Origin of the sequence: Nostoc sp., assembly GCF_036917395.1 — a bacterium.
Lineage (GTDB): Bacteria > Cyanobacteriota > Cyanobacteriia > Cyanobacteriales > Nostocaceae > Nostoc.
The window spans coordinates 80,858-103,119 of the sequence record NZ_JBALDI010000085.1; the positions used below are offsets into that span (position 1 = coordinate 80,858).

The 22,262-nt window shown below is 44.8% G+C and carries 22 protein-coding genes and 3 pseudogenes; 13 read left to right on the forward strand and 12 right to left on the reverse strand.

Translation table 11 applies throughout. The annotated features are described in order from the left end of the window. Nucleotides 1–242 precede the first annotated feature (242 nt). The 7 genes from fbp (at nt 243) to V7K46_RS30185 (ending at nt 8,045) form a co-directional block, all read left to right on the forward strand. Nucleotides 243–1,292: a class 1 fructose-bisphosphatase gene (gene fbp / locus V7K46_RS30155; protein WP_334723618.1), complete on the forward strand. Its 1,050-nt coding sequence runs from the start codon at nt 243–245 to the stop codon at nt 1,290–1,292. Between the two features lie 243 nt (nt 1,293–1,535). After that, complete coding sequence (gene tal, locus V7K46_RS30160; RefSeq protein ID WP_335119827.1) at nt 1,536–2,681, forward strand: transaldolase; 1,146 nt, start codon at nt 1,536–1,538, stop codon at nt 2,679–2,681. Nucleotides 2,682–2,858: 177 nt separating this feature from the next. Beyond that, a complete protein-coding gene (gene zwf, locus V7K46_RS30165; RefSeq protein WP_335119829.1) occupies nt 2,859–4,388 on the forward strand; it encodes a glucose-6-phosphate dehydrogenase in 1,530 nt (509 codons plus the stop codon). Between the two features lie 168 nt (nt 4,389–4,556). Further along, entirely contained in the window at nt 4,557–5,924 is a 1,368-nt protein-coding gene (opcA, locus tag V7K46_RS30170) for a glucose-6-phosphate dehydrogenase assembly protein OpcA (RefSeq protein ID WP_335120013.1), read from the forward strand. A gap of 151 nt (nt 5,925–6,075) precedes the next feature. Further along, entirely contained in the window at nt 6,076–6,228 is a 153-nt protein-coding gene (locus tag V7K46_RS30175; protein ID WP_335119831.1) for a BrnT family toxin, read from the forward strand. A gap of 89 nt (nt 6,229–6,317) precedes the next feature. Continuing rightward, the gene (gene brnA / locus V7K46_RS30180; RefSeq protein ID WP_335119833.1) at nt 6,318–6,551 is read left to right on the forward strand and encodes a type II toxin-antitoxin system BrnA family antitoxin; all 234 of its coding nucleotides are present in this window, start codon (nt 6,318–6,320) and stop codon (nt 6,549–6,551) included. Between the two features lie 108 nt (nt 6,552–6,659). Next, nucleotides 6,660–8,045 (forward strand): cobyrinate a,c-diamide synthase, encoded by a 1,386-nt coding sequence (locus V7K46_RS30185; RefSeq protein ID WP_335119835.1) that lies wholly within the window; start codon nt 6,660–6,662, stop codon nt 8,043–8,045. A gap of 205 nt (nt 8,046–8,250) precedes the next feature. Here V7K46_RS30185 and V7K46_RS30190 read toward each other — a convergent pair whose 3' ends face one another. The 5 genes from V7K46_RS30190 to V7K46_RS30210 all read right to left on the reverse strand — a co-directional run bounded on the left by V7K46_RS30190 (nt 8,251) and on the right by V7K46_RS30210 (nt 11,262). Then, complete coding sequence (locus tag V7K46_RS30190; protein ID WP_335119837.1) at nt 8,251–8,781, reverse strand: hypothetical protein; 531 nt, start codon at nt 8,779–8,781, stop codon at nt 8,251–8,253. A gap of 410 nt (nt 8,782–9,191) precedes the next feature. After that, nucleotides 9,192–9,659, reverse strand: a complete 468-nt coding sequence (locus V7K46_RS30195; RefSeq protein WP_273761982.1) for a Crp/Fnr family transcriptional regulator — start codon at nt 9,657–9,659, stop codon at nt 9,192–9,194. A gap of 203 nt (nt 9,660–9,862) precedes the next feature. Then, nucleotides 9,863–10,024, reverse strand: a complete 162-nt coding sequence (locus V7K46_RS30200; protein WP_442939889.1) for an SDR family oxidoreductase — start codon at nt 10,022–10,024, stop codon at nt 9,863–9,865. Nucleotides 10,025–10,121: 97 nt separating this feature from the next. Continuing rightward, a complete protein-coding gene (locus V7K46_RS30205; RefSeq protein ID WP_335119842.1) occupies nt 10,122–10,874 on the reverse strand; it encodes an SDR family oxidoreductase in 753 nt (250 codons plus the stop codon). A gap of 82 nt (nt 10,875–10,956) precedes the next feature. Then, complete coding sequence (locus V7K46_RS30210; RefSeq protein ID WP_335119844.1) at nt 10,957–11,262, reverse strand: SDR family NAD(P)-dependent oxidoreductase; 306 nt, start codon at nt 11,260–11,262, stop codon at nt 10,957–10,959. Between the two features lie 112 nt (nt 11,263–11,374). Here V7K46_RS30210 and V7K46_RS30215 point away from each other — a divergent pair, with 112 nt between their 5' ends. From V7K46_RS30215 to V7K46_RS30225, 3 genes are all read left to right on the forward strand, one after another. Continuing rightward, entirely contained in the window at nt 11,375–11,983 is a 609-nt protein-coding gene (locus V7K46_RS30215) for a TetR/AcrR family transcriptional regulator (RefSeq protein ID WP_335119846.1), read from the forward strand. A gap of 518 nt (nt 11,984–12,501) precedes the next feature. Next, nucleotides 12,502–13,173 carry a cadmium resistance transporter gene (locus V7K46_RS30220; protein ID WP_335119848.1) on the forward strand — a complete coding sequence of 224 codons (672 nt, stop codon included), beginning with the start codon at nt 12,502–12,504 and terminating at the stop codon, nt 13,171–13,173. A gap of 350 nt (nt 13,174–13,523) precedes the next feature. Continuing rightward, nucleotides 13,524–14,159 (forward strand): pentapeptide repeat-containing protein, encoded by a 636-nt coding sequence (locus V7K46_RS30225; protein WP_335119850.1) that lies wholly within the window; start codon nt 13,524–13,526, stop codon nt 14,157–14,159. Between the two features lie 324 nt (nt 14,160–14,483). On the opposite strand, the pseudogene V7K46_RS32235 reads toward V7K46_RS30225, so the two are convergent. The 3 genes and pseudogenes from V7K46_RS32235 to V7K46_RS30235 all read right to left on the reverse strand — a co-directional run. Further along, a pseudogene (locus V7K46_RS32235) lies at nt 14,484–14,651 on the reverse strand (Tn3 family transposase); the annotation flags it as partial. 46 nt (nt 14,652–14,697) lie between these two features. Continuing rightward, a complete protein-coding gene (locus V7K46_RS30230) occupies nt 14,698–15,096 on the reverse strand; it encodes a helix-turn-helix transcriptional regulator (RefSeq protein ID WP_335120015.1) in 399 nt (132 codons plus the stop codon). Beyond that, nucleotides 15,091–15,462 (reverse strand): annotated as a pseudogene (locus V7K46_RS30235) (AraC family transcriptional regulator); the annotation flags it as partial. The gene V7K46_RS30230 and the pseudogene V7K46_RS30235, both read right to left, overlap by 6 nt. A 122-nt stretch (nt 15,463–15,584) precedes the next feature. Here V7K46_RS30235 and V7K46_RS30240 point away from each other — a divergent pair. The 3 genes from V7K46_RS30240 to V7K46_RS30250 are packed head-to-tail and all read left to right on the forward strand — an operon-like array spanning nt 15,585 to nt 17,716. Beyond that, nucleotides 15,585–16,571, forward strand: coding sequence for an aldo/keto reductase (locus tag V7K46_RS30240; protein ID WP_335119853.1), 987 nt, complete (start codon nt 15,585–15,587; stop codon nt 16,569–16,571). A gap of 15 nt (nt 16,572–16,586) precedes the next feature. After that, the gene (locus tag V7K46_RS30245; RefSeq protein ID WP_335119855.1) at nt 16,587–16,778 is read left to right on the forward strand and encodes a hypothetical protein; all 192 of its coding nucleotides are present in this window, start codon (nt 16,587–16,589) and stop codon (nt 16,776–16,778) included. Continuing rightward, on the forward strand, nt 16,709–17,716 hold the full coding sequence (locus tag V7K46_RS30250) for an aldo/keto reductase (RefSeq protein ID WP_335119857.1): 1,008 nt from the start codon (nt 16,709–16,711) through the stop codon (nt 17,714–17,716). The genes V7K46_RS30245 and V7K46_RS30250 overlap by 70 nt, the downstream gene beginning before the upstream one ends. 139 nt (nt 17,717–17,855) lie before the next feature. Here V7K46_RS30250 and recJ read toward each other — a convergent pair whose 3' ends face one another. The 4 genes and pseudogenes from recJ to V7K46_RS30270 all read right to left on the reverse strand — a co-directional run bounded on the left by recJ (nt 17,856) and on the right by V7K46_RS30270 (nt 22,166). Further along, on the reverse strand, nt 17,856–20,282 hold the full coding sequence (gene recJ / locus V7K46_RS30255; protein WP_335119860.1) for a single-stranded-DNA-specific exonuclease RecJ: 2,427 nt from the start codon (nt 20,280–20,282) through the stop codon (nt 17,856–17,858). Nucleotides 20,283–20,299: 17 nt separating this feature from the next. After that, a pseudogene (locus V7K46_RS30260) lies at nt 20,300–20,413 on the reverse strand (GNAT family N-acetyltransferase); the annotation flags it as partial. A 594-nt stretch (nt 20,414–21,007) separates the two neighbouring features. Beyond that, nucleotides 21,008–21,838: a PD-(D/E)XK nuclease family protein gene (locus V7K46_RS30265; RefSeq protein WP_335119862.1), complete on the reverse strand. Its 831-nt coding sequence runs from the start codon at nt 21,836–21,838 to the stop codon at nt 21,008–21,010. A gap of 103 nt (nt 21,839–21,941) precedes the next feature. Beyond that, on the reverse strand, nt 21,942–22,166 hold the full coding sequence (locus V7K46_RS30270; protein WP_335119864.1) for a hypothetical protein: 225 nt from the start codon (nt 22,164–22,166) through the stop codon (nt 21,942–21,944). Nucleotides 22,167–22,262: the final 96 nt, after the last annotated feature.

The window sequence follows — 22,262 nt, forward strand, 5'->3', positions numbered from 1 at the left end:
CCTTGATTACTTTTTGTAGTCGCTTACTTAAGGTAAATTACTGGCTCTATATTAGTAATTTATTAGACAAATTACTACGTATTTAGGCTCTGAGTGCAGGGGTCACTGAAGATTGATTTCTTTAGTTTATCTAAAGTCGTATCTAAGTTCTCAAATTACCTTCCTAAGATAGAAGCAGCAACTATGAGTTGCCATACACGACTAAAACCCAACTAACAGCTGTGCCTGCGGAGAACATAAAAATGGCTAAAGCGCCAGAATCTTTAGACTTATCTACTTACGATGCTACAGACAAATCCCTAGATCGTGATTGTACAACCTTATCCCGTCACGTCCTCCAGCAACTTCAGAGTTTTTCCCCAGATGCACAGGATTTAAGTGCGCTGATGAATCGTATCGCTCTAGCAGGCAAACTGGTTGCTCGTCGCATGAGTCGCGCTGGTTTAATGGAAGGCGTTCTGGGATTTACTGGGGAAGTTAATGTGCAAGGAGAATCCGTCAAAAAGATGGATGTCTATGCCAATGATGTATTTATCTCAGTTTTTAAGCAAAGCGGCTTAGTTTGTCGTCTAGCTTCCGAGGAAATGGAAAATCCCTACTACATTCCGGAAAATTGCCCCATTGGTCGTTATACCCTGCTGTATGACCCAATTGATGGCTCATCCAACACTGATAATAATCTCAGCTTAGGTTCCATTTTCGCCATTCGCCAACAAGAAGGAACTGATAGCGATGGTAAGGCAACTGATCTCCTCACCAACGGACGGAAGCAACTCGCTGCCGGATACATCCTGTATGGCCCCAGCACGATGCTAGTCTATACTATAGGTAAGGGCGTTCATTCTTTTGTCCTTGATCCCAGCTTAGGCGAATTTATTCTCACAGAAGAAAATATTCAGATTCCTACTCACGGTTCTGTTTACAGCGTGAACGAGGGTAACTTTTGGCAGTGGGAAGAATCAATTCGAGAATATATCCGCTACGTTCATCGCACCGAAGGTTACAGCGCTCGTTATAGCGGCGCAATGGTGAGCGACATCCATAGAATTTTGGTTCAAGGCGGCGTGTTTCTCTACCCAGGCACAATTCAAAACCCAGAAGGGAAATTGCGCTTGCTTTATGAAACCGCTCCTCTAGCCTTTTTGATTGAGCAAGCAGGCGGTCGTGCCACTACAGGACTGGTAAATATCTTGGATGTGGTACCGAAAAAACTGCATCAGCGCACACCTTTAATTATTGGTAGCAAAGAAGATGTAGCAAAGGTAGAGTCTTTTATTCAAAACGGCCACTAGAAGACAGTTACAAAAGCATCAAGGATGCATCTAGCATCTGCCATTAATTAAACGTTAATCATGGTGATTTAGGATTGGAAATGCAGAATAGCACTTCTTGAAGATGTATTAAAGATTATCTCAGCTGGCGGATGCGATAAGTGATTGGCAACGCCACAATTCAAAAGTAACCATCAACATTTGATGGGTTTTACCAACTTCACTACGAAACATCACTATACAGGACTGAAACAAATTAGAGCTATGGCTACCAATCATCTACTAGAAATTAAGCAATACGGTCAAAGTATCTGGATGGATAATCTGACCCGTGACATTATTCAATCAGGCGAACTCAAAGACATGATTGAAAATCAAGGGATCTGTGGGATTACCTCTAACCCAGCAATCTTTGAAAAAGCGATCGCTGGTAACGTTATTTATGATGCCGATATCGAAGCCGGAGTTCGTGCTGGCTTACCGACATACAAAATTTACGAATCGCTGGTTTTTGCAGATATCCGTAATGCCTGTGATATTTTACGCCCTGTTTATGAAGCCTCGAATAGACTAGATGGTTATGTGAGTATCGAAGTCCCGCCAACCATCGCCCATGATACTGAAGCAACAATAAACGAAGCCCGGCGTTATTTCCAAGAAGTTGGTCGGGAAAATTTGATGATTAAAATTCCCGGCACAGAGCCTGGCTTACCAGCAGCAGAACAGGTAATAGCCGAAGGGATGAATGTCAATATTACGCTACTTTTTGCTGTAGAAAGCTACATAAACACAGCTTGGGCTTATATTGGTGGCTTAGAAAAACGGCTGGCTGAAGGTAAAGACATCAGTAAAGTTGCTTCAGTCGCCAGCTTCTTCCTCAGCCGGATCGATAGTAACGTTGACGGCAAAATTGATGCTAAGTTGAAAAAAGGCGTTGATGATATTGCCGTGGAAGCAAAGCTAAGAGCTGTTAAAGGGAAAGTAGCGATCGCTAACGCCAAGATTGCCTACCAAGAATACAAGAAAATTATCGAGAGCGATCGTTGGCAAGCCTTGGCAGCAAAAGGGGCCACAGTACAGCGGCTACTTTGGGCTAGTACCAGCACCAAAGACCCCAACTACCGGGACGTGATGTATATCGAGGAGTTGATTGGGCAAGAAACCGTTAACACCGTACCACCAGCGACGATAAAAGCTTGTGCCGATCATTGTAACGTTAGCGATCGCTTAGAAACAGATGTAGATAAAGCCTACACGCTGATCGAAAACCTCAAAGATCCCGACATCAACATCGATCTCGATGCTGTAATGGATGAACTGTTAGCCGATGGTATTGACAAGTTCATTCAGCCCTTCCAGTCCTTGATGAACTCTTTAGAAGACAAGATCAAGGTATTGTCACCAGTGTAGGGGCTGGGTATTGGGGACAAGGGGACAAGGGGAAAAGGGGACAAGGAGAATAACCAATGCCCCATGCCCCACGCCCCATGCCCAATACAACTCTTGGAGGGGCTGCGCCAACGGCAACGCTTAGTACAAGTGCCCAATCCCTAATCCAAAATCCAAAATCCAAAATCCAAAATTGCTATGGTTAGTCTGCTAGAAAACCCCTTGCGCGTTGGTCTGCAACAACAAGGGATGCCCGAACCCCAGATTATAGTCATTTTTGGCGCTTCTGGTGATCTCACCTGGCGCAAACTAGTGCCAGCACTTTACAAATTGCGGCGAGAACGGCGCATTCCCCCAGAAACTACCATTGTCGGTGTGGCACGTCGAGAGTGGAGCCACGATTACTTCCGTGAACAGATGCAAAAAGGCATGGAAGAGGCACATCCTGATGTCGATTTAGGGGAACTCTGGCAAGACTTCTCTCAAGGTTTGTTCTACAGTCCTGGAGATATAGATAATCCCGAAGGCTACCAGAAACTGAAAACCTTATTGAGTGAATTAGACGAAAAACGGGGCACGCGAGGTAATCGCATGTTCTATCTCTCCGTTGCCCCCTCATTCTTTCCCGAAGCGATTAAGCAGCTTGGAAGCAGTAGGATGCTAGAAGATCCCTACAAACATCGTCTAGTAATTGAAAAACCCTTTGGTCGCGACTTGGCTTCTGCCCAGAGTCTTAACCAAGTGGTACAGAAATTTTGCAAAGAAAATCAAGTTTACCGCATTGACCACTACTTGGGTAAAGAAACAGTCCAGAATTTGCTGGTGTTTCGCTTTGCCAATGCGATTTTTGAGCCGTTGTGGAATCGTCAATTTGTTGACCATGTGCAAATTACCGTCGCAGAAACCGTAGGCGTGGAAGACCGGGCTGGTTACTATGAAAGCGTCGGCGCACTAAGGGATATGTTGCAAAACCACTTAATGCAACTTTACTGCCTAACGGCTATGGAAGCACCCAACGCAATGGATGCCGACAGCATCCGTACAGAAAAAGTGAAGGCACTCCAAGCTACTCGTTTAGCGGATGTGCACAATCTATCACGGGGAGCAGTGCGTGGTCAGTATAGTGCTGGCTGGATGAAGGGTCAAGCAGTGCCAGGGTATCGGGCAGAACCAGGCGTTGATTCCAACTCGACAACCCCCACCTATGTAGCAATGAAGTTTTTGGTAGACAATTGGCGCTGGCAAGGTGTTCCCTTCTACCTGCGGACTGGTAAGCGGATGCCGAAAAAAGTCAGTGAGATTTCCATCCACTTCCGCGAAGTTCCGTCTCGGATGTTTCAATCTGCCGCCCAACAAACAAACGCCAACGTTTTGACGATGCGGATTCAGCCAAATGAAGGAATTTCCGTGCGTTTTGATGTCAAAATGCCGGGGGCAGAATTCCGTACCCGTTCCGTTGACATGGATTTTAGTTATGGTTCCTTTGGCATCCAAGCAACATCCGATGCCTACGATCGCCTATTCCTTGATTGTATGATGGGCGACCAAACATTGTTCACCCGGGCGGATGAAGTAGAAGCCGCCTGGCAGGTAGTAACACCAGCCCTTTCCGTTTGGGATGCACCCGCCGATCCAAATACTATTCCCCAGTACGAAGCCGGTACTTGGGAACCAGCAGAAGCAGAATTCTTAATTAACCAAGATGGCCGTCGCTGGCGCAGACTCTAAGATTTTAGATTTCAGATTTTAGATTTTAGATTGGGGATGGCGAAACAGGGAATGGGTAATGGAGAATATAAAAAACTATTACCAATTACTAATTACCAGTTCTTAATCCAAAATCCAAAATCCAAAATCCAAAATCCAAAATCCAAAATCCAAAATCCAAAATTTCCTATGGCTCTCCAAACTTCTACAATTTTTTCACTTCAAGCACCAAAAGATATTTCGCTTGACGAAATAGATGCGGAACTGAGTCAAATATGGCAAAGCTACGGCATTACTGGCGAGGACGGTGGACTTCCCAGTGCTACTAGGGCAACAACATTTACTTTAATAGTCTACGAACCAGAAGAAACTCAGTATTTGTTGGCTGCTTTAGGATTTTACAACGGCCCAATTGATGGGATTTTAGGACCACAGATGGCAGCAGCATTGCGGGAAGTGCAAAGAAAACATAGTCTGACACAAACTGGAACTGCAACACTAGAAACTCTCACTATATTACGAGAAGAATTTGCTAAAGTTCAGCGAAGCGGATCTGGAGGAGAACATCCTGGTAGTGGGATCTTAAATAGCGCTGTCAGCCCCAGAATTGCTGATGAAATCGCCCTCCGCAACCCCTGCCGCATCATTGCCCTATTTCCCATTACTGGCGAAGATAAAGGGGTTAAAGCTCAAGTTTCTGCCTATTGCCCCATCCAAAAGCAATCATCAAGGACACTTGTCTGCTGCGAATACATCACTCTCAGTGGTACTGCTGCTGCCTTGGAACGGATAGGGGGCATGATTCCAGCATTGTTGATTGGCGGCTTACCGAAGTTTCTCTGGTGGAAGGCAACACCAGACCCTAACAACAGTCTATTCAAGCGCCTAGCAGCAGTCTCCAATAATGTCATTGTAGATTCTTGCAACTTTAACACCCCAGAAAGTGATTTACTCCACCTACAAGAGTTGGTAGAAACGGGTGTACCTTTAGCTGATTTAAACTGGCGTCGCCTCGCGTCATGGCAGGAATTGACAGCTGAGGCCTACGATTCTCCTCACCGTCGCGCCGCCCTCAAAGAAATTGACCGCGTTACGATTGATTACGAAAAAGGCAACCCCGCCCAAGCTTTACTGTTTTTGGGTTGGCTGGCAAGTCGGCTGGAATGGCAGCCAGTTTCTTATGAAAAGGAAAGCGGTGATTATGACATCACTCGCATCCGTTTTATTGCTCAAGAACAGCGAGAAGTAGAAGCAGAGTTAGCAGGAGTTCCGGTTGCTGATGTGGGCGATATTATCGGCGACTTGATTGCCTTGCGCCTCAGCTCGACAAATCCCCAGGCAGACTGTGGTACAGTTATCTGCTCGGAAACTGGTGGTTGTATGCGGATGGAAACACACGGTGGTGCCCAATCCGCCGGTCTGTTTCAACAGGTGACTTCACTTTCGGAACAAAAGGCGGAAGCATTGCTGAGTCAGCAAGTGCAACGCTGGGGCCGCGAGTCTCTGTTTGAAGAAAGCCTGGGAGTGACAGCGAATATTTTCAAATTGGCGAATTAATTCAGACCTAACCCCCCTACCCCCCTTCCCGATGCGGGAAGGGGGGAATTTTTTTTATTATTAAAGTGAAGACGAATGGCAAGGAAAATTTAATTTATAAAATAGTGAAGATTGTTTATTAAAATCTTTTGGATTTGTCTTAAAAAACATTATGGAGTTTGAATTTGATCATTACAAAAGTGCAACGAATAAAACTAAACATGGCATTGATTTTATCGAAGCACAGAAACTTTGGGCAGATGCAAATTTTCTTGAAATCCCTGCACGCACAACAGCGGTTTCTAGTTATTGGCAATATTGTTGAAAAATATTGATCAGCAGTCATTACTTATCGTGGTGATAAAATAAGAATTATTTCCGTTCGCCGCTCTCGGACTGAAGAGGTAAATATTTATGAAAGCTGAAGAATTTGATGCTAAGTTTGAGAATGGAGAAGATATTACTGAGTTTATAGACTTATCTAACGCACATCGTCCACGTTATGAGCAAAAAAGAATTAATATTGACTTTCCCATTTGGATGATTGAAGCTTTAGAACATGAAGCCAAGCGTTTAGGGGTGACATCTAATTCTATTATTAAATTATGGCTGGCTGAACGTCTTGATAAAAAAATTATTATTGAGTAGGATAAAGCAGTGATTTTAATCAAATAAATTATTCAATATTTTTGTTTTACTTTGATTTGATACTACTAAGATAGCTGACTATTTAGTTTAACCAATCACCAATTATCCATGTCTGTAATCATTGCTGGAGAACGTAGTGGGGTGGGCAAGACAACAGTTACGCTCACCCTTTTAGCATCTTTACGTCGTCGCGATCGCCTGGTGCAATCTTTCAAGGTAGGCCCAGACTACATTGATCCGATGTTTCATCAACACGTAACTGGTCGTGCTTGTCGCAATTTAGACCCAGTATTGACTTCCGAAGCCTACATTCAGCAATGTTTTGCCCGTCATAGTCAAGTGAGTGAATATGCCCTCGTGGAAGGGGTAATGGGATTATTTGATGGAATTGGGCATGGGCAAGAAAAGCAAAAATCAACTGACTTTGCGAGTACGGCACACATCGCGCGGCTTTTAGATTTACCTGTGGTGTTGGTGATTGATTGTAGTCGTTTATCTGGTTCTGTAGCTGCGATCGCTCACGGCTACGAGTCTTTTGATCCCCGAATTAAAATAGCTGGGGTAGTATTAAATCGCGTCGGAAGCGATCGCCATCTCTCTCTCCTCAAAGATTCCCTAGAACCCTTACAATTAGCCATTCTCGGCGTGCTGCGGCGTCAAGATAACATCACAATTCCCGATCGCCATTTGGGTTTAGTACCCACAGCAGAACTCCCCGAACTCAATGCTTTAATTGATCGCCTTGCTGATTTAGGAGACACCTGCTTCGATTGGCAACGCTTATTACCCCTGTTAAAATCAAAACCTCTCCCTCATCCCCCTGATCCCCCTCATCCCCCCTCCTCTATCAGGATTGCAGTAGCCCGCGATCGCGCTTTTAATTTCTACTACCAAGACAATCTCGATTTGCTGCAAAACCTTGGTGCAGAATTAGTTTTCTGGAGTCCCTTAGAAGATGCTGGCATCCCAAAAGATGTGCAGGGAATGTATTTTGGGGGTGGTTTCCCAGAAGTTTTTGCCCAGCAACTAGCAGAAAATACCAGCGTTCGTGATGCAGTGAAAACGGCAATTCTTAAAGGAATGCCTACAGTTGCCGAATGTGGAGGATTGATGTATTTATGTGAGCAAATTATCGATTTTGAGGGTAAATCTTGGTCGATGGCGGGAGTTTTACCGACATCTGCTGTGATGGGTGGGCGTTTAACTTTGGGATATCGTCGTGCAGTAGCTTTGCAAGATAATCTTTTAGTGAAGGCAGGTACAACTGTTTACGGACATGAGTTTCATCGTTCCTGTTTAACTTTAACTCCCACTCAGCCCCTATTTGAAACTTCTCGTTACGATTGTGAGGAAAATATGGGATGCGAGGGATGGGGTTTATCGGCAAATGTTTATGCTTCTTATGTTCATCTCCATTGGGGAGAAAGTGGAGAAATTCCTCAGCAATTTCTTAAAGAATGTCTGAAAGTAGCATCTTCAGGTACGTGGATTTAAGCCAGCACCAAGTAACCGCCCGTAGCTAAAGGCGGGCAAGATACCCGCCCCACAAGTAATAGTAATTTATTTGTTGTAAATCCCTTATAGAGCATTTTCTCTCAATGTAGATTCTTGCTGATCGCTATATTGCCTAACGTTTACTTGAAAATTATGATTTTGCAAACCATAACCACTACTTTTACGCCGACTTTCGAGAGATTTACTAACATTTGTAAACACTACCATTATTAATATCTCTTTCAGCTTTAAAAAGGTTTTCAAAAGTATAAAGATTGAAAATTGTCTGATGTTCTCGATACTGATGATTATCTCTACAACTTACCTGAATATCATCAATAGACCAGTTGGCAAAACCGATTCCCTTACAACTTTTTAGAACTATCCGTATTCCCGGCATTTGGGTTGTTCCTGTTCTCCAACCTTTGGAAGTAATGTAATAGGACAAAGTTGCTTTAAATTGGTTATCAGCGAACTTGATTAGGATCAATTTCATGTCATCTAAAACAAAATGTTCTTGACTTATATCAAGTATATTGCTGAAGATACATCTATCATTCCATTTATTAAGTTTGCTGAATGAGTCTGGAGTTTCTATAGGTTTAGAACGTTCTAGCCTCTCATAACAATAAGTTGTCGCTTGTTCTTGAGTAGTATTCATCTTGATTTCACATCCATCTGCTAAAAGTGTTGAGATAAACGACTGTAATCCTACCCCAATAAGGTGTTCTGTCAATAATATTCTTAATAAGTTGCTATAAATTAACCTGAGTTCGATAGTTATAAAAGGGCAAAAGGCTTGCTAAATATGAATTTAAGAAATTAGGCAGGTATGATGATGACGAAGATTTATGGAGAATCAGCAAAAAAGTGACAAAAAAACGCCGAGACTAAAAATATCTAAGAAAAATCATAGTCTCGACTATATCTCAATACAGTTCAGTTAAGGCTTAACTAAAGCTTGTGGTAGCAAGTGCCACAGTTACCATCCACACTCATGTGAACGTCGCAGTCAATCCAAAATGCAATACCAATGCATTCGCTTGGACTGTTAATGGGTTCCGTTACATTAAAAACGCTACGCTTTTACGCGAAACTCTACTTAGTAGTATTTTGGAACCTGCACAGGAACCAAACCGCTATTTCTCACTCTCTGCTAAAAGCCCCTGGATTTGTCCGTGGGGAATTTGTTACATTCATATCGTCATTCAATCTGCGAATCAGACGGGATAACTCACGAATGATATTCACCGCAATTTCGGGAGTTTCTTCGATCGCATCATAAAGTTGCTCTTGCGTCAGTTCTAAAAATTCGCAAGGTTCCAAAGTCGTTGCGGTGGCGGAACGAGGCTGAGTATCAAATACTGCCATTTCACCAAAGTATTTTCCCTGTTCCACCTCTGCAAGTTGTTTATTCCCAATGTGAACTTTAACTCGACCTGACACCACAATGTAGAGCGATCGCCCTTCTTCTCCTTGGCGAAAGATGGTGTAATTAGCTGGAAATGACAGTTCGTTCATCACTGAAGTGAGCCGCACTATAAAATCATCCCGCAATTCCTTAAAAATTGGGACTCGCCGGACAAATAATAAACGGTCAACACTGGTTAGCATAATTACAAGTTAAACATCCAACATTACTATACATTTTCAAACTGAAGCCACGAGATTAGTCATATTAACCGATGTTTAGCATTAGCTGCCAAGAATATCCCAGGCTTTACCGACAGAAATCCACTTAGTAGGGACTTCTAAAGCAATCCCTTGGAGTGTGTCCAAAGGCTGCAAAATCAGGTTCTAAGCTAATGAAGCGATCCCTATGGCGGGCTACGCCTACGCACCCATTCAGATTTATGCCACACCGCCATCGACAAACAATTCGATGCAATGTAGCTGCTGTCATCTGAAGCCAGGAAGGAAACCGCTTTTGCCACTTCATCCGGGGTTCCCACGCGCCCCAGCGGAATGTCATTCACCATCTGTGTGTGCGATTTCCTTAGTTATTCTCTGGCGATGGTGAGCGGGTGTGGGAACAATCCCAGGACTGACTACATTAACCACCGCTTTGAGGAGGCTTCAAATCTGTGCCGTGCCTCCATCAACAAAGAGTTCGATGCCGTTGACAAAGCTGCTGTCATCGGATGCAAGAAAGACGACAGCTTTAGCAATCTCGTCTGGCGTGCCCACCCGCCCAAGGGGGATATTGTCAGCCTGACTTGCTATAAATCCCTGCACCTGCTCCTCGCTCAGTCCCAGGAGATTGTAGCCAGCAGTAGGCACGACACCAGGGCTGATGGCATTGACACGAATCTTGCGCTCTTTGAGGTCGAGTGTCCAGTTCCGGGCAAACGATCGCACGGCGGCTTTGGTGGCGCTGTAAACGCTGAACGCTGGGGTGCCCTTGATAGAAGTAGCCGAAGCATTGAGAATAATCGAAGCCCCCTCTGGCAACAAAGGCAATGCCTTCTGCACGGTGAAAAGCAGACCTTTGACGTTGGTGTTGAAGGTTTTGTCAAAGTGTTCTTCGGTAATCGATCCGAGCGGGACAAGTTCCCCACCTCCAGCATTGGCGAAGATGATATCAAGGCGACCTTTCTCTTGCTCAATCGTGGCGTAAAGGCGATCAAGGTCTGCTAGATTTGAGGCATCGCTCTGAACGCCTATGACGTTTTTACCGATCTCTTTGACGGCGGCATCAAGTTCACTTTGACGACGACCCGTGATGAAGACATATGCACCTTCGGCGACGAATCGCTTGGCAGTAGCAAGACCGATGCCGCTGGTGCCACCTGTAATCAGCGCGATTTTTTCTGAAAGCTTCTGTGACATAGTGATGTTTTTTTTGAATTAGGTTTAGGAACTAGCAAGTTTAGATTACATATCGTTCAAGCTGTAAAGCCACCATCAATCTTCAGGCTGGCACCAGTGACAAAGGCGGCTTCAGACTGGCGAGATAGGAAACCAAGTCAGCAACCTCATCGCTCTCGGCGACGGCGTGTTTCACCGCTTCAACATCGGCACTGTCAGCGCGGATTGCCAAGGCTTTTCCACCTGCCGCTTCGATCGCAAGCACCACCTCGTCGGCTTTTTGGGGCGAACTAGTGTAGGTCAGGGCGACTGCTGCGCCATCATGGGCGAGACGTTTAGCGATCGCCGCCCCTAGACTGCGTGAACCGCCCGTAACCAATGCAACTTTACCTGCAAGTGTTTTTCCCATAATTTGCTCTGCTAGGCATAATAGTTGGCAATCAGGATTTATTTACCAATCGGTACAAAAATAGTATCCCCTGATTAAATCATGCTGTCAAGGAAGTTTTATACTCAAAGGTATGGAAACAAGAAAGTCTCATACAGTGCAGGGACGTCCTCGCGCTTTCGATATCGACGAAGCTTTAGAGCAAGCTTTGCAGATATTCTGGCGCAAGGGCTATCTGGGAACATCCCTTACGGATCTAACTGAGGCGATGGGCATTAACCGTCCGAGCCTCTATGCTACTTTTGGCAACAAAGAAACTTTATTCCGCAAGGTGCTTGATCGCTATAATGATAGGCAAACAGCCTACCTTCGTGAGGCACTTGAGGAGCCAACCGCACGTAGAGTCATCGAGCGAATGATGTCTGGCGTTGTTGACTTACTGACTAATCCGTGCAATCCCTCAAAATGTCTCTTTGCACTGAGTATGCTTTCATGTGGAGATCCGGACGATCCGCTCCATCAAGAATTGGCAGAACGCCGAGTCTTAGGCGAGATTGCAATACGCGATCGCTTCGAGCGTGCTTTATCAGAAGGTGACTTGCCGTCTGATATTGATCCTGCTACCCTTGCTCGTTTTGTCGTAACTGTCAACTTTGGGATGTCCGTCCAAGCAGCGAGTGGAGCCAGTCGCGCCCAACTCCTAGAGGTTGTTCAGACGGCATTGCGAGCCTGTCGAATTTAAGGGACTAGCAAAAAGATAAATCGCCAAAAAAAATCAAGGCAGTCTGTAAAAGATAAATCAATTCACACTGGTCAAATTGCTTGCTTTTTGCACAGTCAAGAGTTTATTTAGGAAGGAAGCAGTCCCCTTGGAAACTACTTCCTCCACTTTTTCTCTGATTATCATTCTTATCTAGGTTATGTAGCTTTATTTAATCATTTTTGGGTCATTTATTTTTTTTTGTAATCCCTAAAGTTATTAATCACTTTTATTTATCGTTTTAAATAACAAGAGTATTTGCTCTTATTTGGTTGAAAGCCATAATATTGACTTCATGAACTCCCAAGGTATCTTGCTGAGAAAAAAAACACCAATTTGATTGGAGGCAATCGCCTCTAAAAACTGGGGAATTGGCTGATGACTAGCGAAGATCGGTTGTCGTTAAGTATAAACAGTCACAAAATCTTTTGAACTGCCCTCATTACCAGAAGCAGAGAAGGATTAAGACAAACAGCATTGAATTATCGTGAGCAAAAATTATGAGTTGGCTAATTAGTACATTAATTATTGGAATCTCTACCGCTTTTGCAACCACCTTTGACGACAATTTATACTTGACAGCTTTCTTCGGAAAAGTCAATCGCAGCTTTCGTCCTAAGCATATTGTTCTCGGTGAATTTCTGGGATTCACTACCTTAGTATGTGCTAGTCTGCCTGGTTTCTTCGGCGGTCTGATTATTCCAAGCACTTGGATTGGTTTGCTAGGTTTGCTTCCCATCGCCATTGGTATTAGTAATTTTATCAGTCGAGATCAGGAAACAGAGACAGTGCAAGCGGTGTCAGTTGACTTAACTCCTGCCAAATCTGGACGGCAGAAGAAATCACTATTGGCAACCATCCGCGATCCTCAAACTTACCGCGTTTCCGCTGTCACCATTGCCAATGGAGGAAACAACATTGGGATCTATGTACCCTTGTTCGCCAGTAGCAATCTTCCAAGTTTGGGTGTAATTCTGTGTGCTTGCTACTTGAGTGTTGGGGCGTGGTGCTTACTCTCTTACAACCTGACTCGTAATCCTCTGATGACTCCGGTTTTAACTCGCTATGGTCGAAAAGTCTTCCCATTTGTCTTAATTTACTTGGGACTCTCTATCTTAATTAAAAGTGAATCATATCGACTTTTACCTAGTCTGGCAATGCTTTCCAATTAGGCATGAGGCGATGCCTACGGCGGTAAACTACGCTTACAGTGGGCGCTCCGTACCATCCACCTGCCCTGAAAACTTGTTACCTGGAGATCCGATGTCTGACGACAAGCTACTACGCGTCTATGCAATGAGCCACTGAAAATTATTGATCGATGCTATGTCCCTCATCTAACCGAAAAATCAGCTTATCGTTTCCCATCCCAAAAAATTTTTTAATCACTTGAATTTATCAATTTGAATCAGAATAATATTTGATGTTATCAATCAATTTATCTAAAGTGAGAATAAAGCAGATTATTGATGGCTCTTATAAAAGCAAGCTCACCACTACGAATCATCATAGGAAGGAACTAATGAATAAACCAAATCCAAAAAAATTAACTCACTGGATCGTAACAGCAGTATTTCTGGTACTTGTAGCAGGATTTTCTCTGCTTGACCAGCAAGCAGTTAGAGCTTTAACACTAACACCATCCATACCTACGGAAAAACTAGGTCCAGTAATGCCTCCGGTTACATCGCCAATGGAGTCTGTAACTTCCCCGGTAATATCTCCGGTTGCATCCCCAATAGTATCTGTAGCAGAAAATGTTAGACGTTTATTGCAAACTAATGAATGTGTCGGGTGTAACCTGACTGGAGCAATGCTCAAGGATGTAAACCTGCAAGCGGCAAACTTGGAGGGTGCTAACTTACAAAATGCAGACTTAGAAAGGGCTAACTTGCAGCAAACAAACTTACAAGGGGCTAACTTTCAAGGAGCAGATTTAGGCAAGGTAAACCTTTTGGGAGCAAACCTGTTGGGAGCAAACCTATTTGATGCAGACCTAGAAAAAGCCAACCTGCTGGGAGCAAACCTACAAGCAGCTAACCTACAGGGCGCAGACTTGGAAAAGACAAATCTTACAAATGCAAACATGCAGGGGGTTAACCTGATGGGGGTTGATTTGGAAGATGCTATCAGACCGGAAGGATTCACTATTCAGTAATTAAACTGAAGTTCTTTGGGCAAATTTAATAAAAAATTTCAATTGCCTGATTCAGTAATGAATACAGGCTTTAATTTAATATTTGAAGGGTCGCGGCGATCGCATATTTGAGCAAACAAATCGTTCATCTATATTGATATACCGTGTAATCGCCGATTAAAGCTTAATCACCTTAGTATTGTTTTCAAGCCAGGAAAGTTGGATATTCACGATGTATTAGAACATAAATACGAACATTTATCTTGTATTTTTATGTTCTTGTACTTCTTTGGTCAAAATTTCAGAGGAAGTTTTTATAGATGTCACTATCTAAGGGTGTAAAGTTTAGTTATTTCGCTTTTCTACTAAACTAACTGTGATTTGAATTATCAAATAAACTTTGTTGATCTGGCGATTTAGCCTGCGGCGATTGGTCTCATCGGCATACCAACGCAGAATATGAACTGTCTTGATCAATCTGCCGTATTCCTGAAGTGCCCGTGTTAAAGGATGTTTGTGTGGAAACGATTTCTGGCAAGATTAGGGCGTCTTGAGGAGATCATATTGAACTAGCAGTCTCTTTAGCAGCTTCTCGCAGCCGCTCTACATCGCGCATCGGTGGGGCACCAAAGAGCCGCTTGTACTCCCGGTTGAAGTGCGAGGCATCGTCGTACCCCACTTGATAGGCAGCACTGGTAGCGTCAAGGTTTTCCCCCAGCATCAGACGGCGAGCCTCCTGGAGGCGCAGTTGCTTCTGGAACTGCAAGGGACTCATTGCAGTGACAGACTTGAAGTGATGGTGGAAGCCTGAGACACTCATTCCCAGTTCTTGTGCGATGCTTTCAATCTTGATCGGCTCGTTAAAGTCTTTACGAAGTCGCTCGACGGCTCTGGCGATGTGGTAGGTATAGCCACCCAGAACTGCAATATGACGGAGCCGATTACCTTGCTCTCCCATCAGGAGTCGGTAAATAATTTCCCGCTTAATCAGTGGTGCGAGAACATGAGCTTCAGCAGGGGAATCTAAAAGCCTGACGAGCCGCACCACAGCATCCAACAGATTTGCATTTAACGGACTTACGTCAATCGCTTTCACGTCAGCACGGCTGCGCGATGAGGGATACCCTGCCTCGATCATCACTGAGCCAACGAGGGTGGAGTCAAGATCGAGGCGAAGGCTAAGGTACGGTTGCGCCTTAGACGCTTTCAGAATTTGGCTGACAATCGGCAGTTCGACCGTAGCAAGCAGATAATGCATTGGGTCGTACTGATAGCAATCGCTGCCCAGAAGAACTTCTTTGCTGCCCTGAGCGATCGCACAAAAAGCAGGAACAGCTCGATGGCAAGACTGTGGACTGGATGGAAAAGGTCAGCGACGAACAATATCAGTCCTGATTGTGAAGTCAGACAATTTCGACCTTTAATTCAAATACAGGAGTTCAAAAAATGCAAAAACGAAAACTCGGAAAACTAGCAGTCTCGGAAATAGGACTTGGGCGCATGAGTATTAGCGCCAATTATGGACCCCCCGCAGACAGAAACCAAGGCATTCAGGTCATTCGTACAGCCTATGAAAAAGGCGTGACGTTCTTTGATACTGCTGAAGTTTACGGTCCACATACAAGTGAAGAGCTTGTGGGAGAAGCACTCGCGCCTCTCCGCGATCAAGTCGTTATCGCCACCAAATTTGGCTTTGACATTGAAGCCGGTGGTGTTCCAAATAGCCAACCGGAACATATTAAGAAAGTGGTTGAGGCGTCATTGAAGCGCCTCCGAACTGACCACATTGATCTCTATTACCAGCACCGAGTTGATCCCAAAGTGCCCATCGAGGATGTGGCTGGTGCGGTTAAAGACCTCATCCAACAGGGAAAAGTTTTACACTTCGGTCTTTCTGAGGCGAGTGCACAAACAATCCGTCGAGCACATGCTGTGCAACCGATTACAGCAATTCAGAGCGAATATTCGCTGATGGAAAGAGATCCAGAACAAAACGGCGTACTAAAAACTTGTGAGGAGCTAGGAATCGGTTTCGTCCCGTGGGGTCCAGTCGGAATGGGTTATTTGACTAAGGAAATAGATGCTCACATGAAGTTCGACCCGAAAACAGACCTTCGCTCCGAGTTCGATCGCTTTTCCTCCGAAAACTTAGCAGCAAATATGCCAGTTGTTGATTTACTGAGACGATTTGCAGAAAAAAAGAATGCGACACCTGCTCAAATTGCACTTGCATGGCTCTTAGCGCAGAAGCCCTGGATTGTTCCAATTCCAGGGACAGGCAACCTAGATCACCTGAACGAGAACTTAGGAGCAGTTCAGGTTCAGATGACCTCTGAGGATCTTCGTGAAATCGAAACGGCTTTCTCTAAAATCACTGTGCAGGGTGGTCGTATGAATGAAATGCAGATGCAAGTCGTTGACCAAACAGTGTGACCGATCGTTTGGAAGATGCGGTTCGTTCTAGCTATCGACGACCTTCCCTGTGAGCAGCGATCGCAGCGAAGGCGACTGACAACGGCGGGAGCGATCGACGGCGAACAATATCAGTTCCACATTAACGGAGAAAAACAATGCAAAACCGCAAACTTGGCAACAGTAATCTGGAAGTCTCGGCGATCGGGTTGGGCTGCATGGGAATGAGCTTTTCCTATGGCCCGCCCAAAGACACCCAGGAGATGATCACTCTTCTGAGGGCTGCCATCGATCGCGGTGTTACCTTTTTTGACACCGCCGAGGTCTACGGCCCGTTATTGAACGAAGAGCTTGTGGGCGAAGCCCTCGCTCCTTTCCGCGGGCAAGTGGCGATCGCCACCAAATTCGGGTTCGACGTGAGTCCTAATTCCGATCCCCGCGGGATGAAGGGTTTGCCCGGACTGAATAGCCGGCCGGAGCACATCAAGCAGGCCGTAGAAGGCTCGCTCAAGCGACTCAAGGTCGAGACAATCGACCTGCTCTATCAGCACCGGGTTGACCCGAACGTGCCGATCGAAGACGTGGCAGGAGCGGTGAAGGAACTGATTCAGCAAGGTAAGGTTAAGCACTTTGGACTCTCTGAAGCAGGAGTGCAAACGATCCGTCGCGCGCACGCAGTTGTGCCGATCACTGCTCTCCAGAGCGAATACTCGCTGTGGACGAGAACTCCTGAGAAGGAAGTGATACCAACCCTTGAGGAACTCGGAATCGGCTTTGTCCCGTACAGCCCGCTGGGCAAGGGCTTTCTCACTGGCAAGATGGACGAAAAAGCGACTTTCGACAGCTCCGACTTCCGCAGCACCCTGCCTCGCTTCACGCCGGAGGCTCTCAAGGCGAATCAGACCCTGATTAATCTGCTCGGCAGCATCGCAGAACGGAAGCAGGCGACACCTGCTCAGATCGCCCTCGCTTGGCTGCTTGCCCAGAAGCCGTGGATTGTTCCGATCCCAGGCACCACGAAGCTGCATCGCTTGGACGAAAACATCGGGGCAGTCTCAGTCGAACTCACGCCCGACGATTTGCATGACATCGATAACGCTGCCTCCAAAATCACGGTGCAAGGTGCTCGTTACCCCGAAAAGCTGGAGCAAATGACCGGTCGCTAAACGGCAAAAAATGTTTTCTCTGGTTGCATTCCGTAGCTCACTAAGCAAGGCAACCGAGAGAAGACCAAGTGAAGGCTCTGTGCGATCGCATTCCTCTTAAGGTGCTTTTCACTCGCAGTCTGATAACCCGCAACTTGGGTTAATAATTGTCGGAGCTGGCGATCGCAACAATAGTAGATAAAGGCACTTCGGCAAAATACTGTTGCTGAAATTGTTCTTCTCGGACAGCGGCTAAAAATCGTTCAACTGCTGCATCAGCAAAGCTTTCTGCACTATCGTTTTGATGCCAGGTGATTTGCAAATAACGGTCTTGTAGTTTGACTGTGAACCCTAAAGATTTTAAAGCTTTGATTCCTACAAGTAAGGTTTGGTCGCTAATGCCGATTTTCTCTAAAAGTTGGACGCGAGTAACTAGTTGATTTGTGCGACTGAGATATTTGGCAATTCCTACAAGAGTCAGCCAAATTTGATTAGGTGGTTGGTGGTTGGGTTTAGACCAAGCGATCGCTAATTGTTGCTGATTGTGAAGCACAGACGCAGAGCGGCTTGTTATTAGACATCGCCGCAACCATGCGCGTAAATTATCCCAATTAGTGGGACAATCTTCGATAATCAGTGCTGAATCCTGAGTCCTGATTCCTGAGTGTTCCTGATTTCGTAAGTCTAAGATAAGTGGTGTTAGCGATAGCGGGGCGTTTAGCCCATTCCGAGCATTGAGTGCTGAGTTAACACTGGGACGCACGCCAATTAATCTGATTTCATAACGTTTTTTGAAGGTGTTGTAGTCTAGTTCTGCTATGCAATCACACCTTCCTATGGGCAATTCATCTTTGTAGTGTCCCCACCATATACCAGGAAAAGCACTTCTGCTAGAATCATCCCGAATGTCAAACTCGGCTTTAATGTACTGTACCTTTTTCCCTTGCCAATCCTGCTGATTGCGATGCCAAGCATTTTCAAAATAGCAGTTTTGAATTAGCAATTTCGGAACAGGGTTGCCCATTCCACAAGGTTCTAGTAGTTTCATTTCCAAAAATAACTCTTTCCCCAAGTCTGCTACTGTTACCGTCAAGTCTGCTTGCATGGTAGGCGTTAGGGTTGTACTACCTAAAGATTGCCGCAACTGCTGATTAATCGCCGCTGTAAATAAAGGAATATTCTCTACTAATAAACTCAAACCCGCTGCAAAGGGATGTCCGCCAAAGCGATGTAACAAATGTGCTTGGTCTTTCACCAGTTGGTATAAATCGACGGAATTCACCGAACGAGCAGAACCCCTTGCTAAGGGAGTAGGGAGTAGGGAGTAGGGAGTAGGGGCGGAATCTTCTTCCCCACTCCCTACTCCCGATTCCCCACTCCCTTCCGTACTTAATAAAATGGTCGGGCGACCTGTTTCTTGTGCTACCTGTCCGGCAACTAAGCCCAATACACCCGCAGGCCATTGGGCATCTTCTAGGACTATGACGCTGGTGGTTGATAAGTCTAGTTGAGTAAGTTTTTGTGCTACTTGCGCTTGCACATCTTTTTGTAAAGATTTGCGGCGGGCATTTGCGAGTTCTGTAACTTCGGCTAGTTCGTTACAACGTTTGGCATCGCGACTAGTTAATAATTCAACGCAAAAACTGGCATCACCTTGAATGCGGCTGACAGCGTTAATTCTTGGGCCCAAACCAAAAGAAATATCTGTGGGGCGATCGCCACTTCTCTGGCACAATTCTAATAATCGCCCCACCCCCGGACGCCGACGCGCTGTAGCTGGCTGTTGAAAATCTGCTTGCAGTCGTTGAATTCCCATCTGTGCCAAATAGCGACAATCTCCACTTAACTGCACTAAGTCGGCAATTAATCCTACTGCTACTAAATCTAATAAATCCTCTAAGGGATGTTTTGCAATATTAGGCAGAGTTTGATATAATGCTTCCACCAACTTATAAGCTACCGCCACCCCAGAAAGATTAAACAGCTGATGTTTCCTTGGCAAATAACGGGGATTGATAATTGCTGCGACGGGTGGGCGTTCGGTAGGTAAGGTGTGATGGTCTGTAACTATTACATCTATACATAGTTGTTTGGCATAGATAATTTCATCAATGTTTGTGCTACCTGTGTCGCAAGTAACAATTAATTTGCAACCTTGTTTTGCTAAGTTATCAATCCCTTGATTATTGAGTCCGTGGGATTCTTTCAGGCGATTGGGAATGTAGTAAATTAACTGAGTATTTTGTTTGAAAAACTGCCCCAATCCATCCCAAAGTACAGATGTGGCGGTAATCCCATCAGCATCGAAGTCTCCCCAGATGGCAATTTTTTCTCTGGCGTTATATGCTTGTTGCAACCGGGCGATCGCTAGGTGCATTTCTTGCCCAAACTCAAAGGGACTGGCTGGTTGATAAGCTTTATGGTTGATAAAAGCTGTTAATTGTTGATCATCTTTAATTCCCCGTTGCCACAACAATTGCGCTGCATATATTCCACTTGATACGGGTGTATGCTGTTTCACCGCTTGGATGAACCACTCTGGGGGTTGTTCGGTTGCTGCTATAATCCACTGCTGTTGTTCTGGCATATAAACTTAAGTTAGGAGTGAGGAGTTAGGTCGCTGGTAAATAACCCTTCTCCCAAGTGGTAAATGGGAGCAATGTCATCAATTCCTAATTCGCGGACATAAATGGCTTCGGTTTCATCAAAGCTTGACATAAATTTAGAAGTTGTGATTTCTTTACACCCTTATTGGATTTTACAAACATCCTCTAATCTATCAACATGCTTGGGTTAAGAAGAATAGTAGGTTTGGTTGAGGTAAGAGGATGTTTGAAAAGTGTTTTTCGTAACACCAAAGCCTCGCAAACCTAATCCCCTAGCCCCCTAGCTCCCCTTCCCTACGTTCGCGCAGCGTCTCGAAGACAGGGAATGAGGGTTTTAAAGCCTCTCTTTGCTTGCCAACGGCAGGCTGACGCCAACGGGGAGAGGAATAGAAGCGGGGCGCAGTGGCTCCCCAACCTTGTATCTTAGAAACAGATACCTCGAAGTCGTTTTCAGGTACTTCAAAGTCGTTTTCAGGTACTTCAAAGTCGTTTTCAGGTACTTCAAAGTCGTTTTCAGGTACTTCAAAGTCGTTTTGAAGTACTTCAAAGTCGTTTTCAGGTACTTCAAAGTCGTTTTGGGGTACTTCAAAGTCGTTTTGGGGTACTTCAAAGTCGTTTTGGGGTACTTCAAACTTTGTCGCACCGGGATCAAGTACACAGGTGCGACGCCAGTTTTATTTTTTAGCCTTAACCCAAGCGTATTGCTCTAAAGTATAGGGTTGAGTGAGACTTCTTGAATGCTGTCAAAATTTGGCAATGAGTCTGTCACTGCTTCTTCAGTAGTTTGTGTGCGTAGTTTACCGCCGTAGGCATAGCACCGTTTGGCAAACTGACAATAATCACAGGTTTTGCTACCCTCCACCACTTGAGGAAACTGCTGGTTATTTTGGTAATTTTCCAGCCAAGTAGTTAACTGGTTTAATAGTTGATTAAGTTTCTTTGCTGTTTGTGTGTGTTGAGCAGTATTGTAATTAAATTTAATATTTTGCGGCTTGCCTTCAGATTGGACAAACCAGTAAGTCATCGAAATATTTTCTGGCAAATAGTCGCTAGTTTCTGCCAATACATACAGATAAAGCCGTGTTTGCCAGTTGGATTCTAACTTGCGTTTATTGGGTGGTTTAGGATAAGTTTTCCAGTCGAGAATTTGCGCTTGTTGGTTATCTGCAATCAATAAATCATAGACAACCGTCAGCAAATAATCCTGAACTTGCAAAGTGCGGAAGTGTTCACTTTCACGGAAAGTTTGATTATCAGATGCAGCTGTTAAAATTTCTGGCGCTGCATCGGCAAAAGCTAGCATCCAGCTTTGCAGTTTAGCATCTGCTTGCAGGAAACTATCAATTGGCAAACCCATTTCTCGCTGCTGCATTAGCAGGTGAAAGCGACTACCCAAAGTTTGCCGTTCTTCTTGTTCTGGGTTTGAGGGCGAATTGAGTTGTTCTAGATAGGTATGTTGAAATTTACGCGGACAAGCTTCTAGTAAGTTGAGTTGTCCTTGAGACAGTCGCAGTAGTTGAGTGTGAGTTGACAGCATTCTTCTATTTTAGAAGCAAATTATAATCTGCAACTCACCTTTAGCAGGCTATCTGTAAAAAACAGTTATTTTTTACTGTCTTCACAGATAGTTTTCATATCCACTATTTCAACTTATCATCATCTGTCTCATCTGGGTCATTGGAATGTTTAGTTTTTCCTTGGGACTTGATTGAGCCAAAGCTATAGACCATAGCTATTTTAACTATGTCAAAATATGCTGGTTGATTATCTTTGTTAACGATCGCCAAAGAGATTGACCCTGCCACTAAGATGACTAAAAGTGGCGAAAGTGTTTCTCCCCCAGAGCCGTTGCTGTTGTTTGACATGATATAATCTCCTAGTGGGAAGCCTTGGGCTAACTTGCACTTAACCCAAGAAAGTTGATTAAACTTCACTACGAACCTAAAATTGCAATCCTATTG